This is a genomic window from Pseudomonas sp. UBA5666, from assembly GCF_002420785.1.
GTDB lineage: Bacteria > Pseudomonadota > Gammaproteobacteria > Pseudomonadales > Pseudomonadaceae > Aquipseudomonas > Aquipseudomonas fulva.
On the sequence record NZ_DIIQ01000053.1, the window covers coordinates 58,070 to 72,308 of the forward strand.

The window sequence follows — 14,239 nt, forward strand, 5'->3', positions numbered from 1 at the left end:
TTTTCCACATGCAATGTCCCGTACAGGTACCCCCATGTCACCACTTGCCAGCGCCTTGCAACACAGCGACATGCTTCTGATAGACGGCCTTCACGCGTTCGATTTCACCTGCGACGAGCAGGGCCTTGCCATCGAATGCATGGACGGCCGCCAACTGCGGCGTTGGGTATTCACCGCCGCGCAGGTCGATGCGGCCAGTAAAGAAGTGAACGACTGGCGCATCTGCACTGCCGAAAGTGAGCACCGACTGATCTGTCTGGATGCATTTCGCGCACCGGAAGAAGACCATGAACCGGACCTGGAAGACTCTGCTGACCGCTAGCTGCATGACCCTGACCTACACTGCCCAGGCTGCCACTCTGCTGGTTGGCACCTACACAGACGGTGCCAGCCAAGGCATCTACCGCTACGCCTTCGACAGCGAAGCCGGCACAATCCGCCCCGAACCGCTGCAGGTGGTAGAGAGCGTCAGTCCCTCGTGGCTGGTGCTTTCCGAAGACAAGCGCCTGCTGTTTGCCGTCAATGAAACCGCAGACGGTCACGTCAGCGCATTCAACATTGCCAGCGATGGGAGTGTACGCCTGCTCGATCAAAAGCCCAGCCAGGGCGACGAGCCGACCCACGCCAGCCTCAGCCAGGACCAGCGTTATCTGTTCGTGGCCAACTACGCGGTCGACCCCGACCCAGGCGGCGGCCTTTCGGTGTTGCCAGTCGACAGGCAAGGCGCCTTGCAGTCGGTGGTCCAGCAGGTGCGTCATCAAGCCAGTGGGGTCAACCCCGAGCGGCAGGCCAGCGCCCATGTCCATTCTGTGGTGCCGTCTCCAGACGGCCAGCATGTCTATGCCAGCGACCTGGGTGCAGACAAGGTGTGCGTCTACCGCTACGACGGGGCGAGCACGAAAAAGCCACTGACCCCGTCCCAGCCTGCCTCGGTGTCGTTGCCTGCGGGCAGTGGGCCACGGCATTTGCTGTTCGACGCCAGCGGCAAACATGCCTACCTGACCTTGGAAATGCATGCCGAAGTGGTGGTGTTCGATGTCCAGGAGGGCAACCTGATCGAACGCCAGCGTCTGCCATTGACCGAACGCCAGGAGGCGGCTGCCAAGGCAGGCGCGGGCCTGCACCTGTCGGCGGACGGTCGCTTTCTGTACGTCAGCAACCGCGGCACGGCCAATGAGATCGTCGTGTTCAGCGTGGGCAAGCAGGATGGACGGTTGGCGTTGGTGCAGCGTCGCTCGGTCGAAGGTGACCACCCCCGTGAATTCGCGCTGGACCCCACTGACAAGTTCCTGCTGGTTGCCAATCAGAAGAGCAACCAGATCAAGGTCATGCGCCGCGATCCGCTCACGGGCAAGCTGGGGGAAACGGTACAGACTTTCGATCAGCCGGCACCGTCGGACCTGAAGTTCATACGATGACGTTCAAGCGGTAAGGCGCTTGAATCACTTGGCCATAATGGCCTTGAACACGTCCGAGGCCAACCAGCCTTGCAGCCAACCACGGACCCTCGGATAGGGGGCTGTGGCAAACCAGTCGGGCTGGACCGCGGCAAACTGCCGGATCAGCGGCAACAGGGCGGCATCAGCGATGCTCGGGTGATCGGCCAACAGGTAGGGGCGGTTTTGCAGCAGGTGCTCCAGATGCTCCAGCCAGGGGTGCGTAGCGTCGCGGTAGTCGTGCTGTGACTGCTGGGGATACCGCTCGGCATACTTGTACAGGTTCACCTGGGCCTTGAAGGTGGTGTCGTTCACGGCGATCAGTGCATCGGCTTGCTGCGCCGCTTCGGGCGAGCTCGACAGGCGCCAGTCTTGCGGGTCGTTCTGCGCCAGTGCCCAGCGCATGATATCCAGGCTTTCATCGATTACCTGATCTCCGGTGTCCAGCACCGGGACGGTGCCCTTGGGTGACAGTGCCAGCAGGGCGGCGGGTTTGTGCTTCATGGCCACCTCCTGCACGGTCACCTCGCAGCCGGCATAGCGCAACGCAAGCCGGGCACGCATGGCCCAAGGGCAGCGGCGAAACGAATAGAGGATCAACCGCACACCTCAACGTCACTCAAGCCGTTGCCCAGGCGCCGGACTTGAATCTGCACCGGTATGCGTTCATGCATTTCCTGCACGTGGGAAATCACAGCCACTTTGCGACCTTGGGCCTGCAAGCCGTCCAACGCATCCATGGCCAGTTGCAAGGACTCGGGATCGAGGCTGCCGAAGCCTTCGTCGATGAACAGCGACTCGATGCGCAAGGTGCTCGATGCCATCGAGGCAAGCCCCAGGGCCAGGGCCAGGGAAACCAGGAAGGTCTCACCGCCTGACAGCGAGTGCACCGAGCGCAGTTCATCGCCCATTTCGGTGTCCAGTACCAGTAACCCCAGCGCACTGCCGCCGCGCTTGAGCCGATAGCGCCGCGCCAGTTGACGCAGCTGAGCGTTGGCATGGTGCAGCAGCAGATCGAGGTTGTAGCCCTGGGCGATCTTGCGGAACACGTCCCCCGAAGCCGAGCCGATTAGACCACTGAGCCGCGCCCAGCGCTGCCACTGCTGTCGGGCTTGCTCCATCTGCTCGGCCAGGGCCTGCGAGGCGTGCTGTCGCCGCTGGTCATCCGCCTGTTGGGCCCGCAGCTCGGCGCAGGTCTGCTCGTGAACGACCAGACGCTCACGCAGTTCGAGCAGCGCCTGGTCCACAGCCTGGACCGAAGTGTCCAGCGTGATCAGCGCCGCGTGCTGGTGCAGGCGCTGCTCGCGTTCCTGAAGCAGCACACGGCTCTGCTCGAGGGTTTTTTCAGCGCCCTGCAGGCGCTGGCGCAGTTCACCGACCTGAGTGTCGTCCATGGCCAGCAGACGATCGAGCCCTGTATCGTCCAGCTCCGGGTGCGCGTCGCGCCACTGGGCGATCTGATCATGCAGCTGCCTGGCTTCTTGCTCCAGCGCCTGCAACTGCTCGGTGCTGGCCTTGAGCTCACCGGCCACTTGCACAGCCTGGGTATGCAAGCCTTGCAGGCGCTGGGCGAGGTCCGCCTCGACCGCGCGCGCGTGCTCCAGCGCGGTGTCCATGTGCTGTTGCCAGGCCTCGGCACTGATGTGCTCGCCCAGTAATTGCGCGAGCATGGCCATTGCGTGCTGGCGCTGCTCCTCCAAGCCTCTGAGCTGCTCACCAAGCTGCGCGAGGCGTTGCACACGCACCTGGTGTTGATCGTGCAGTTTGTCCAGCTGGACCTGGCGGGCTTGCTGTTCTTCCAGCTCATCGTTGCGTTGGTCGAGCTGGTGCAGGCGCTGGGCGATCTGTTGGTCGAGGGCAAGAAACGCATTGGCCGGATCGTCTTGCAGGGCCTTGAGCGCTTCGTCGGGCAGTACCCCGGCCAAGTCCGCGAGCCCTTGCTGAAGGAGGCGCTCGTCGTTTTCCAGTGCCAGGTGCTGTTGCTCCAGATGGCGCTGCGCTTGTTGGTGCGCGTCCTGGGCGGCTTGCAGCTGCTGGTTGAGGCGAGCGGCCTCTTTTTGCAGGGTGAGCAAGGCCCGCTGGCGCGTCTCGTCGTTGCCGATTTCGGTATCCAGGCGCCGTAGTTGGCCGTCGAGCCAGCTGCTGCGGGCATGATCGTCCTGGGGTGCCAATGCAGGCCAGAGGGCGTGCTCATGAAGCTGCGCGACCAAAGGCTGCAAGTGTTCGTCCAATACCGGCAGCTGTTGCTGATAGTCCTTGAGCTGGGCATTGACCACCCCTAGCTGGGTGCGCAGTTCCACCAGGCGCGTATTGAGCGCTGTGAACTGACGCTGGGCAGCCGCTTCTTCGGCCTGGTCATGTTCGCCCAGGCTTTGCAGCAACACCTCGGGTTGGTGGAACGGGTGTTCGGCGCTGCCGCACACCGGGCAGGGCTCGCCGCCCCGCAGTTGCTCACGCAGGGCTTGGACCGTGGTGTTGCGGGCCAGCCGCTGGCGCTCCAGCAGTTGGCGCGTCAGGTTCAGTGCCTGCTCGGCGCTTTCCAGCTCAGCCTTGGCGGCCGTGCCTTCGCCGATCAGGCGCTGGCGCTCGACCATGGCTTGCTGCTGACGTTCACGCAGGGTGGCCTGTTGCTGATGCAACTCAAGCACGCGGGCGTGTACAAGCGTCAATTGCTCCACGGCGCGATGCTGCTTGCGGTTGTCCTGCAGCATGCTGCCGAGCAGGTCGATTTGTTCTGCCAGGGCGTCGGGCTGCGCCTTGGCTTCCCGGAACAGGGCGTCATGGGCGTCGCGTTCGGCCTGAAGGTGCGCAGTGGCCTGGCTGGCTTGAGCCTGCAGGCCGGGCAGTTCCTCGCGGCCTTTGCCCAGGCGGCCGCCGATCAGCATCACCTGCTTGAGCTGCGGCAGATAGGCATGCCACGCGCTGGCCAGCCCGGCCAGGTGCTGGCTGTGGGCCAACGCCGTGTCGATCTGGGCCAGTTGCTGTTGACTGCGTTCTTGGCTGGCGTGCAGTTGCTGCAACTGCTGTTGGGCCTCAGCCACCTGATGTTCGGCCTGCTGGCTGTCGCTGCGCTGGACGGCCAGTTGCTGATCGAGCCGGGCCAAGTTGTCCTGGGCCGTGAAGGCTTGACGCAGCAAGGGACCGGCGTCGCTATGGGCGGCCTGGGCGGCGGTCAACGCAAGACGGGCTGTTTCCAGCGCCTGCTGCTGCTCGGCCGTACGCTGCTGCAGCTCGGCGAGCTGCCGGGTGTGTTCGTCAAGTTTGGCGGTGATCGGCGCGCGCTGCGCTGCCAGTGCCTGCTGGCGGTGAAACTGATGGCGCTGCGGGGCAAGACGCTCAAGGCGCGCCAGGTCCAGGCGCGGCTCGGCCAAGGCTTGCCAGTCCTGCTCGGCAGCCTCCAGGGCAGTGCGGGCCTGCGCGTGCTGGGCTTGAAGCTGCTCCTGCTCGATCAACCCGCTGCGTTGCTGCTCCAGCTGTCGCTCGCCAGCCTGGTCGGCTTTGAGCTGGTGCTGCGCCTGTTCCAGGCGTTGGTCCAGTTCGGCGCGGGCGTCTACTGGCATGGGCAACAGGTGGCTAGCTCGCTCTTTCAAGGCGGCATGCGCCTCGCCGGCCTCGCGGGCTCGGGCAAACGCCCGTTGGCCCAGCCGCGAATAGATCGAGGTGTTGGTCAGTTTCTCCAGCAGTTCGCTGCGCTCGCGGTCGTCGGCCTTGAGAAACGCGCTGAACTCGCTTTGCGCCAGCATCACGGCGCGGGTGAACTGTTCGAAGTTAAGGCCCAGGCGCGTCTCGATCAGCTGCTTGTATTCGTTCTTGCCGCTGCCCAGCACCTGCTCGCTGTCCAGGTCGTAGAAGCTCTGGCGGCTGAGCTGGAGTTTGCCATTGGCCTTCTCGCGGGCGCGGTTCGCTTCCCAGCGCGCCCGGTAGCGGCGCCCGTCCACGCCGACGAAATCCACCTCGGCAAAGCCACTGCCGGTACCGCGGCGCAGCAGGTTGCGCGGGTCCGAGGTGGGTATCTCGCCATCGCCGTCCGGCACCTTGGCCTCACGGCCGATGTCATTCAGGCGTGGCACCGTACCGAACAGCGCCAGGCACAGCGCGTCGAGCAGGGTGCTTTTACCCGCCCCCGTGGGGCCGGTGATGGCAAACAGACCCGCGCCTGCCAGGGGCTCCTGGGTGAAGTCGATATCGATCGGGCCCGCCAGCGATGCCAGGTTCTTCAGGCGAATGGCAAGAATCTTCATGGTTGCTCTTCTTCGTGCTGTACGTCCTGCAGCAGCAGGGCGAAATCGGCCAGCGTCTGCTCATCGGCAGTGTCGCCATAGGCTTGCGCCCAGGCACGGCTGAACAGGTCTTGCGGGGTCATCTGGGCCAGCTCGACGAACGCCGGGCCTTCGTCATCGGCCGTTCGGCCGGCGTACTCGGCACCTATGCGAATCAACCGTACCGCCTTTTCGTGCAGGGCGGTTTCGATCTGCTGGCGCAGGTCGGGCTGCGGCTCGTTCAGCACGACGCGCACCTCCAGCCAAGGCTGGCGGTTGGGATCATCGAGCAGGTCCACCACCGGCAAGTCGGCCAGTTGCGTCAGGACCTCGTCCAGTGGGGCCGGCCCTATGCGTTGCAACGGCACCGCACGCGGAACTGGGCGAGCCTCGACACTGGCCAGCGCCGCGCCGTCGAAGGTGACTTCCAGCACCTGGTGGGGGTAGTTCACCTCGGCAAACGACAACGGGATGGGCGACCCGCTGTAGCGGATCCGTTCTTCGCGATTGACCTTCTGGGGCTTGTGCAGGTGGCCCAGGGCGACGTAGCTGATGGCTTTGTCGAAGAGCTTGGCCGGCAATGCCTCGGCGTTGCCGATGATCAGGCTGCGCTCGGAGTCTTCGGAGACCGCACCGCCGGCCATGTGGGCGTGGCTGATGGCGATCAGCGCCTGGTCCTTGCGCTGCCTGGCCTGGGCGGCGGCGATCAGTTGCTGGTGGACCCGGGTGATGCCTTGCAGGTAGTCGTCGCCCAGTTGCAGGCCGGTCACCTCCGCCGGCCGCAGGAACGGCAAGGCCAGGCACCAGGCGGTCACCTTGCCCCGCGCGTTGGTCAGCGGAATCAGCAGCCGCTCGACATCCAGTTGTCCATCGTCCAGCCAGTGCACACGGCCCAGTGCATGGGTGCGCAGGCGGCGCATCAAGGGTGCAGGCAGCTCGATGCGCGAGCCGGAGTCGTGGTTGCCGGCGATCATCACGATGTCGAGTTTCGGCTGCTGTTCGTGGGCCCTGACGATGAAATCGTACAAGCGCTCCTGGGCCTTGACCGGCGGGTTGACGGTGTCGAAGACGTCGCCTGCGATCAACAGCGCATCAGGCTGGCGCAGGTGCAGCTGGCCGAGCAGCCACTCGAGGAAGCAGGCGTGTTCGAAGTCGCGTTCCTGGCCATGGAGACTTTGGCCCAGGTGCCAATCGGAAGTGTGAAACAGACGCATGGATGACCTGTGGGTATGAAGTCGGGCGAGCGGGCAAGGGCGTTATGGTACCCCATGGGCGCGGCGCTGTGCGGGCCGGTAAAGCCGGTCGGTACGCGGCGCGAACCCGGTCGATGACGCGCCGCCACATGCTCACTTGGGATACAGCGGTGGCAGGCTGGCGCTCTCGCCGGTGGGCAGCAGCACCTGTTCGGCCGGTGGAATGGTGCCGATCGCCCGCCACAGGTCTTCACCTTGCCAGTGCTGGCCGCTTTCGCTGTACAGCGCGCCGTTCAACCCATCCAGGGCGTCGGACAAGGGTACGAAGCGCGCCGCCATCTCGGCCAGGGTCTGCGGCTGTTGCCGCGCCCAGGCATCCAGGGCCTGGCGCGTGGCCTGGGGGTCGTTGGCCAGGCAGGCGCGCTTGAGGTCGTCCAGCAGGGTGCGCGGGCTCGGCCCTGTCTGCGCCGCACGCAGCACCGCTGGCTGCGAACGGGCGCGCCACCACAGGGTGAAGCCCAGCAGCGTGGTCAACGCAAGCACCAGGGTCGCCAGCTGCCAAGGCCACAGCAGTGTGCTGCTGCCATTGCCCACCACCGGGGCCTCGGCCACCAGGGCAGGGTTGTCCTGCACGGTGATCGAGCGTGCAGGCAGGCCACTGTGCTCGAGGTGATCTTCGCGGGTGTTCCACCATGTCACTTCCAGCGCAGGCAAGGCCAGCGGGCCGCTGTGGGTGGGAATGAGCGCCTCGCGTTCCTCGCGGGTGGCGGTCATGCCCCGTTCGCTGATCTCGTTGCGCAACAACGGTTGATCGGGGTAGCGGCGCAGGCCATTGGCTTCGGTGGGCGGCACTGGCGGCAACTGAGCGCTGGACAGCCCTTCGGCGCGCAGGGTGACGGTGCGGGTCAACGAATCGCCGATCTGGGTCTGCTGCGCGGCAGGATCGGGGCTCCAGCGTTCCTCCAGGGTCAGGCTACGCGCGGGCAGCCAGGGCAGCCCGGCCGGCCACTGGGCCGGGACGGGCCGTACCGTCAGACGCAGCGGCGTAGAGCTTACCTGTACCTGGCGGCCGGCACGGGCAGCGCCGTTGCCGTTCTGCTCGCCCTGGCTATTGGCCGCAGCCGTGGCGGTGAAGGTCAGCGAAGGAATGTCCAGGGTGCCGCTTTGCTGGGCATAGACGGCATAGCGCGTTTCGATCACGCCATGGCGCACACCCTGAATTTCCTTTTCGTAGGTGCGCGATTCGCCCAGGGGCTCGACCTTGGCGTTTTCCAGTTGCAGCGGGCTGAGGCTGCTGTCGTCATACAGCGCAACCGAATGGTAGATGCGCAGGGTCAGTACAGCCTGGGCCTGCACGTAGACATCGGTGCTGTCCAGGGTCGCCTCGATGAACACCTGGGCGTTGTCCTGGCGGTTGGCATCGGCTTGCAGCACTTGCAGGTCTACCGGCTGGCTGAACGACTGCCCCAATTGCAGGGCAGGGATCTGCAGGCTGCCGCTGCGCCGGGGCAGGAGCGTGATGATCCAGCGGGTGCTGGCGCGGGTCTCGCCATCGAGGGTGTGCAGGCTGTTCAACTGCCGGGTACTGCGCACCTCGAAGTCACCTTCCAGTGCCCGCAGGTCAGGCTTGCCGAACTCGGTCACATCCTGGCTTTCGAGGGTCAGCTCCAGGCTCTCGCCGGCTTCCAGACGTGTACGGTCGACACTGGCCTTGAGCGACGGCTCGGCGTGAGCCAGCACGTTCCAGAGCAGCATGAGGAGAAAGACGCCGCAGCGACTCATCGTGGGGTTTCCTGTTGCAATTGCTGTTCGTACCAGAATTTGCGCCGTAGCAACTGCGCGGGATTGTCGGGGATTTCTCGGAGCCATTGTTCCAGCGCCTGGCGTTGCTCGGCATCGAGCGCGGTGGTGACAGGCGCGTGGGGTGGGTCGACCACATCGTCATCCTCGCCTGGCGGGTTGCCAGATGCGCCCTGGTCACCGCCGTCGCCTTGGGCCGAGGCGCCGTCCCCCGCCTGCTCGTCGGAACCGGGCGCAGGCTCTGCCGGGCTACCTTGCGCGCTGCTGTTGCCCTCGGTTTCACGACCAGGCGAATCCTGGGCGTCGGTGCTGCCGGGCTGTTCGGCAGCCTTGCCTTGGCGCTGGGCCAGCATTTGCTCGACCAGTGCCTGGTTGTCCAGCGCCGCCTGCAGGTCTGGCTGACGCTCCAGGGCTTGATCATACGCGTCCAGCGCCGCTTCCAGTTCACCACTGTATGCCAGAGCATTGCCGCGATTGTAGTGCGCGGCGGCCGTGTCGACCTGCAGAAACGCCTCGGCAGCGCCGGCATAGTCACCCGCCTGGTACAGGGCCATGCCTCGCCATTGCGGGTCACGGAAGCGGCCGGCCGCTTCGGCCGCTCGACCCTGCTCGAGCAGGCGCTGGCCTTGCTGGTCGGGGCGCAGCCACAGATCGTCGAGCTCGAACGCCTGGCCGGGCTGGGGCAGGGCCAGCAACAGCGGCAGGCAGAACAGCCAACCCCGCCGACCGGCACAGGCCGCCAGCAGCAGCAACGGAATCAGCAACCAGTAGCCTTGGTCGGCCCAGCTGTCCAGTTGCAGGGTCTGGCCTTCGCTGCGTGTGCTGCGCGGGTTGTCGAATAGCCCTAGGCCGCGCAGGTCCAGGTCATCGATGCGGGCATGCCGGTAACGCCCGCCAGTACCATTGATGAAGCCTTTGAGCGCCGCGCCGTCCAGCCGTGGCAACAGGATCGCGCCCTGGTCGTCCTTGAGAAATTCCCCGTTGGCCTGGCGCACTGGCGCCCCGTCACGGCTGCCGATGCCCAGCATCAGCAGGCTTGGGCCATGGCGACCCAGGGCTTGGCTGATGCCTTGGCGCTCGGCGGCGCTGAGCGAGGACCCGACCAGCAGCAGTCGGCCCTGGCCAAGGCCGCTCTGGGCGAGCAGGGCTAGGCCCTTGTGCACGGCAAGGTCTGCCCGCTGGCCGGGCTTGGGCATGATCGAGGGGTCGAGTGCTTCGAGCAGGTTGCGTGTTGTGGCCAGGTCGTCGGACAGCGGCACCAGGGTATGCGCCGACCCTGCGTAGACCACCAGTGCGGTCTGGCTGTCACGGCGGTGCTCGAGTACGTCGAGTATCTTGCGACGCGCCTGCTCAAGACGATTGGGCGGGCTGTCCTCGGCCAGCATCTGCGGGGTCAGTTCCAGCAGGATGACCAGAGGATCGGCAGGCCGCTGGCGGCTTTCCTCCATGCGTTGCCAGCTCGGGCCCAGCAGGGCCAGCACCACCAGCAGCCAGGCAAGGCCCAGGGCTATCCAGGGTAGCTTGCTGGTGTTGCCACTGCCGCCACCGAGCAGCACGTTATGGAAGGCCGGGGGCAGGATCATTTGCCAGCGCCCGGCGCGCCTGCGCCGGTGCCAAAGCTTGAACAGCAACCAGCCGAGCACGGGAACGCTCAGCAACCACAGCGGGCGCAACCATTGGGGCCATAGATCGATCATCGCGGCCTCCTCAGGCGCAGGCGTTTGAGGCGCTGCCGCCATTGTGGGTGCGGTTGCAGAAAGCGCGGCTTGCGCAATTGTCGTTGCAGCGGGTTGTCCGGCCACTGCACGCTGATCACCAGCAGCACGCTCAGCAGCAGCGCCAAGGCCAGTGGCCAGGCATACAAGGCCTTTGCCGTACGCGCCTGGGTCGGCTGTTGCGCCACCGGTTCAAGCCGGTCAAGCGTGTCACCGATGGCATCGAGTTCGGCGCCATCATGGGCGCGGAAGTACGCGCCCTGGGTGGTCTCGGCGATTTCGCGCAAGGACGCTTCATCCAGGTCCAGGCTTGGGTTCAGGCCCAGTAGGCCAGGGGTGCCGGTGGCTTGCGGATCGGCGCCAATGCCGATGGTGTAGATGCGCACGCCCTCCTGAGCGGCCAAACGGGCGGCGGTGAGGGGGTGGATCAGCCCGCCATTGTTGGCCCCGTCGGTGATCAGCACCAGCACTCGGCTCTGCGAGGGCCGCTGGCGCAGCCGCTTGACGGCCAGGCCGATGGCATCGCCAATGGCGGTGTTCTTGCCGGCGATGCCGATCTGGGCTTCATCGAGAAAGGTGCGCACCGTGCGCCTGTCGAAGGTCAGCGGGGCCTGCAGGTAGGCTTGGCTGCCGAACAGGATCAGCCCCACCCGGTCACCTTCACGGTCCTGCAAGAAGTCGCCCAGCAGCGCCTTGACCAGGTCGAGCCGGCTGATGTCTTCGCCCTGCCACTGCATGTCCGGGAAGTCCATCGAGCCGGACACGTCCACTGCCACCAGCAGGTCGCGCCCACTGGCTGCCACCGGCATCGGCTCGCCCAGCCATTGGGGGCGAGCGGCGGCGCACAGCAACAGCAGCCAGATCACGACGAACGGGGCCTGCTGGCGCCAGGTCGGCAGGTTCAGGCGGGCGCGGCGCCCCGCCAGGCTTTCAAGCTCTTGCAGGAAGCCGACTTTGAGGACAGGCTCTCCACTGTCGGCGGCAGGCAGCACGAGCCGTGCCAGCCAAGGCAGGGGCAGCAAGGCGAATATCCACGGCCAGGCCAGTTCAAACATGCTTGCGAATCCAGGTTTCCACCGCCTGGCTAAGCCCGGCGATGGCCTTGTCGTCCAGGCGGCATTCGGGCTTGTAGGCCCCTTCGACCAACACCATCCAGCGGGTCAGGCCTGCTGCCGGGCAGCGGTTGTCAAGAAAGGCCAGCCACTGCCGGCCATTTAGCGTGTGGCTATTGGCCAAGGGGTAGTGACTGCGACACAGCCGTTTGAGCAGGGCATTGATCTGCTGCAGCCAGGCGCCGGCAGGCGCTTTGTCGTAGGGGCGGGGCAGACGCGCCAGTTCCTCAAGCGCCGCCACGCGCACCGGGTCGAGCGGCTGCTCGGTGCGTGGTAGGGGCCGTTTGCGTGGGCGCCAGCGACGCACGCGCCACAGGCCCCAGGCCAGCACGGGCAACAACGCCAACAGCAGCCACCAGCCAGGCGCCGGTGGCCAGGGGCTGATCGGCGGGGGCGCGATCAATGGCTGCAACTGGTCAAGCGGGTTCACGAGGCGCTGCCCATGCGCTGGGCACTCAGGTAATCGCGCAATTGCTCGATCATCTCGCTTTGCGTGGTCAGTGGCATCAGCAGCACCCTGAGCTTTTGCGCCATCAATTCCCAGCGCTCGATGCGCGCCTCGGCTTGGTGCCGGTAGGCCTGGCGCAGCCCTTCGTCCAGCGTGTCCAGCTCCAGCTGCGCGCCCCGTTGCGCGAACCTCAGCAAGCCGGCCGCTGGCAGAGCGTGGTCCAGCGGGTCCGATACCGGCATCAGCAACAGGTCGCAGTGACGCGAGAGCATGGCCAGGTGTTGTTCGCACTGGGGCGTCAGCGAGCGCTCATCGCAAATCACGATGGCCAGACTGCCTGGCCTCAATACTTCACGCGCCCTGCGCAGCGCAAGGCCAAGGCTATCGGCCTGGGCGACGCCTTCGGTGTGCAGCGACTGGTTGACCTTGGCCAGACGATTGAGCAGTTGCAGCAGGCTTTGCTTGCTGCGCCTGGGTTTGATCTCGTGGGGATCGTTGTCACCGAACACCAGCCCCCCGATCCGGTCGTTGTGCCCCAGCGCGGCCCAGCCGAACAGGGCCGCCGCCTGAGCCGCCAGTACCGACTTGAACACCAGCCCGGAGCCGAAGAACAGCCGCTGGCTCTGCTCCACGAGAATGAAGATCGGCCGCTCGCGTTCTTCGTGAAACAGCTTGGTGTGAGGCTCCTGGGTGCGGGCAGTGACCCGCCAGTCGATGTTACGCACATCGTCACCGGCCTGATACACCCGAACCTGATCGAAGTCCACACCCCGGCCCCGCAGCTTGGAATGGTGCAGGCCCACCAGCGGGCTACGTTGGCCGGGGTTGGAGAACAGCTGGATTTCGCGCACGCGGTGGCGCATGTCGATGAGTTCGGCAAGGGTGATACGAATGCCGGGCTCGATCAGCGGGGTGCTGGACATGGGGTCAGGCAACGGCCACGACGTCGAGGATACGCTGCACGACCCGGTCCTGGTCGACCCCCGCCGCCTCGGCTTCGAACGACAGGATGATGCGGTGGCGCAACACGTCGAACAGTACCGCCTGAATGTCCTCGGGGCTGACGAAATCGCGCCCGGCAAGCCACGCATGGGCCCGTGCGCAGCGGTCCAGGGAAATCGAGCCGCGCGGACTGGCGCCATAGGCAATCCAGTCGGCCAGTTCGTTGTCGAATTTGGCCGGCGTACGCGTGGCCATGACCAGTTGCACCAGGTACTCCTCCACCGCGTCCGCCATGTACAGGCCGAGGATTTCCTTGCGAGCTGCGAAGATCGCCTGCTGGCTGACCCGCCGCTCGGGCTTGGTCTCACCGCCCAGCGCCTCGCCGCGAGCCTGGGCCAGGATGCGGCGCTCCACGGCAGCGTCGGGGAAGCCGATCTTGACATGCATCAGGAAACGGTCGAGTTGCGCCTCGGGCAGGGGATAGGTGCCTTCCTGCTCGATCGGGTTCTGCGTGGCCATGACCAAGAACAGCGGCGACAGGTCGTAGGTGCTTCGCCCCACACTGACCTGGCGCTCGGCCATGGCTTCGAGCAGCGCCGATTGCACCTTCGCCGGCGCCCGGTTGATTTCGTCCGCCAGCACCAGGTTATGAAAGATCGGCCCCTGCTGGAACACGAAGCTCCCTGTCTCGGGCCGATAGATCTCGGTGCCGGTGATGTCGGCGGGCAGCAGGTCGGGGGTGAACTGGATACGGTGAAATTGCGCCTCGATGCCCTCGGCCAGTTCCTTGATGGCCTTGGTCTTTGCCAGGCCCGGCGCACCTTCCACCAGCATGTGGCCATCGGCCAACAGCACGATCAGCAGCCGCTCGACCAGCTTTTCCTGGCCAAGGATCTGGGAAGAGAGAAAGGTGCGCAGCGCGATCAGCGCCTCACGGTGTTCCATCGGCGACGGTTCCTGATAGAGGACCAGGCGGCTGATGGCAGCGGCCCGGCAAGGGTTGATACTTTAATCCATCCGAGGGGGTGGCGACCAATGGCGGCTTGGAAATTTATCTGAAGGGCGGCCTATCAGAAGATCAGCGCGGTCCTCGGGATAAGTGCCGTAGCGTTGAAATCCTGGGTTTGCTGCGCTGCCCATCACAGCCCATCGCGGCCAGTCCGGCGCCCCGGCCAAGCCGTTCCAAGTCCAGCGTAACCCTGAGCCCTGCGCTCTATCGATCACGGCGATAACCACTATCGAGCGGCCGGCCTCTCGCCTGGCGGCCCGTGCTCTTTATACTCGCGGCCTGATTTAGCCTCTCGTGCGCCTCGTTCAGGCGCCATGTCATGGAA

The 14,239-nt window shown here is 65.6% G+C and carries 11 protein-coding genes; 2 read left to right on the forward strand and 9 right to left on the reverse strand.

Translation table 11 applies throughout. From position 1 onward, the window contains the following. Positions 1–34 precede the first annotated feature (34 nt). Both B2Y33_RS22745 and B2Y33_RS22750 read left to right on the forward strand, forming a co-directional pair. Positions 35–322: a DUF5629 family protein gene (locus B2Y33_RS22745; protein WP_206406033.1), complete on the forward strand. Its 288-nt coding sequence runs from the start codon at positions 35–37 to the stop codon at positions 320–322. Beyond that, positions 288–1,418, forward strand: coding sequence for a lactonase family protein (locus B2Y33_RS22750; RefSeq protein ID WP_206406034.1), 1,131 nt, complete (start codon positions 288–290; stop codon positions 1,416–1,418). Before B2Y33_RS22745 ends, B2Y33_RS22750 begins: the two co-directional genes overlap by 35 nt. 24 nt (positions 1,419–1,442) lie before the next feature. On the opposite strand, the gene B2Y33_RS22755 is transcribed toward B2Y33_RS22750, so the two are convergent. From B2Y33_RS22755 to B2Y33_RS22795, 9 genes are all read right to left on the reverse strand, one after another. Beyond that, complete coding sequence (locus B2Y33_RS22755) at positions 1,443–2,036, reverse strand: glutathione S-transferase (protein WP_028688150.1); 594 nt, start codon at positions 2,034–2,036, stop codon at positions 1,443–1,445. Beyond that, positions 2,033–5,677 carry an AAA family ATPase gene (locus B2Y33_RS22760; protein ID WP_206406035.1) on the reverse strand — a complete coding sequence of 1,215 codons (3,645 nt, stop codon included), beginning with the start codon at positions 5,675–5,677 and terminating at the stop codon, positions 2,033–2,035. The genes B2Y33_RS22755 and B2Y33_RS22760 overlap by 4 nt, the downstream gene beginning before the upstream one ends. Beyond that, positions 5,674–6,909, reverse strand: coding sequence for an exonuclease SbcCD subunit D C-terminal domain-containing protein (locus tag B2Y33_RS22765; RefSeq protein ID WP_206406036.1), 1,236 nt, complete (start codon positions 6,907–6,909; stop codon positions 5,674–5,676). Before B2Y33_RS22765 ends, B2Y33_RS22760 begins: the two co-directional genes overlap by 4 nt. 132 nt (positions 6,910–7,041) lie before the next feature. Then, complete coding sequence (locus B2Y33_RS22770; protein WP_027916521.1) at positions 7,042–8,670, reverse strand: BatD family protein; 1,629 nt, start codon at positions 8,668–8,670, stop codon at positions 7,042–7,044. Next, positions 8,667–10,385: a tetratricopeptide repeat protein gene (locus B2Y33_RS22775; protein WP_128610648.1), complete on the reverse strand. Its 1,719-nt coding sequence runs from the start codon at positions 10,383–10,385 to the stop codon at positions 8,667–8,669. The genes B2Y33_RS22770 and B2Y33_RS22775 overlap by 4 nt, the downstream gene beginning before the upstream one ends. Continuing rightward, entirely contained in the window at positions 10,382–11,458 is a 1,077-nt protein-coding gene (locus tag B2Y33_RS22780) for a vWA domain-containing protein (protein ID WP_027916523.1), read from the reverse strand. The genes B2Y33_RS22775 and B2Y33_RS22780 overlap by 4 nt, the downstream gene beginning before the upstream one ends. After that, positions 11,451–11,945, reverse strand: coding sequence for a DUF4381 domain-containing protein (locus B2Y33_RS22785; RefSeq protein ID WP_027916524.1), 495 nt, complete (start codon positions 11,943–11,945; stop codon positions 11,451–11,453). Before B2Y33_RS22785 ends, B2Y33_RS22780 begins: the two co-directional genes overlap by 8 nt. Continuing rightward, complete coding sequence (locus B2Y33_RS22790) at positions 11,942–12,886, reverse strand: DUF58 domain-containing protein (RefSeq protein WP_027916525.1); 945 nt, start codon at positions 12,884–12,886, stop codon at positions 11,942–11,944. The genes B2Y33_RS22785 and B2Y33_RS22790 overlap by 4 nt, the downstream gene beginning before the upstream one ends. 4 nt (positions 12,887–12,890) lie before the next feature. Further along, positions 12,891–13,850 (reverse strand): AAA family ATPase, encoded by a 960-nt coding sequence (locus B2Y33_RS22795; protein WP_023533720.1) that lies wholly within the window; start codon positions 13,848–13,850, stop codon positions 12,891–12,893. Positions 13,851–14,239 lie beyond the last annotated feature (389 nt).

Bases quoted from the DNA above. Each gene is read 5' to 3' on its own strand.
- B2Y33_RS22760 (WP_206406035.1), bottom strand. From the start codon at position 5,677: ATGAAGATTCTTGCCATTCGCCTGAAGAACCTGGCATCGCTGGCGGGC.
- B2Y33_RS22795 (WP_023533720.1), bottom strand. From the start codon at position 13,850: ATGGAACACCGTGAGGCGCTGATCGCGCTGCGCACCTTTCTCTCTTCC.
- B2Y33_RS22790 (WP_027916525.1), bottom strand. From the start codon at position 12,886: ATGTCCAGCACCCCGCTGATCGAGCCCGGCATTCGTATCACCCTTGCC.
- B2Y33_RS22745 (WP_206406033.1), top strand. From the start codon at position 35: ATGTCACCACTTGCCAGCGCCTTGCAACACAGCGACATGCTTCTGATA.
- B2Y33_RS22765 (WP_206406036.1), bottom strand. From the start codon at position 6,909: ATGCGTCTGTTTCACACTTCCGATTGGCACCTGGGCCAAAGTCTCCAT.
- B2Y33_RS22775 (WP_128610648.1), bottom strand. From the start codon at position 10,385: ATGATCGATCTATGGCCCCAATGGTTGCGCCCGCTGTGGTTGCTGAGC.
- B2Y33_RS22770 (WP_027916521.1), bottom strand. From the start codon at position 8,670: ATGAGTCGCTGCGGCGTCTTTCTCCTCATGCTGCTCTGGAACGTGCTG.
- B2Y33_RS22780 (WP_027916523.1), bottom strand. From the start codon at position 11,458: ATGTTTGAACTGGCCTGGCCGTGGATATTCGCCTTGCTGCCCCTGCCT.
- B2Y33_RS22750 (WP_206406034.1), top strand. From the start codon at position 288: ATGAACCGGACCTGGAAGACTCTGCTGACCGCTAGCTGCATGACCCTG.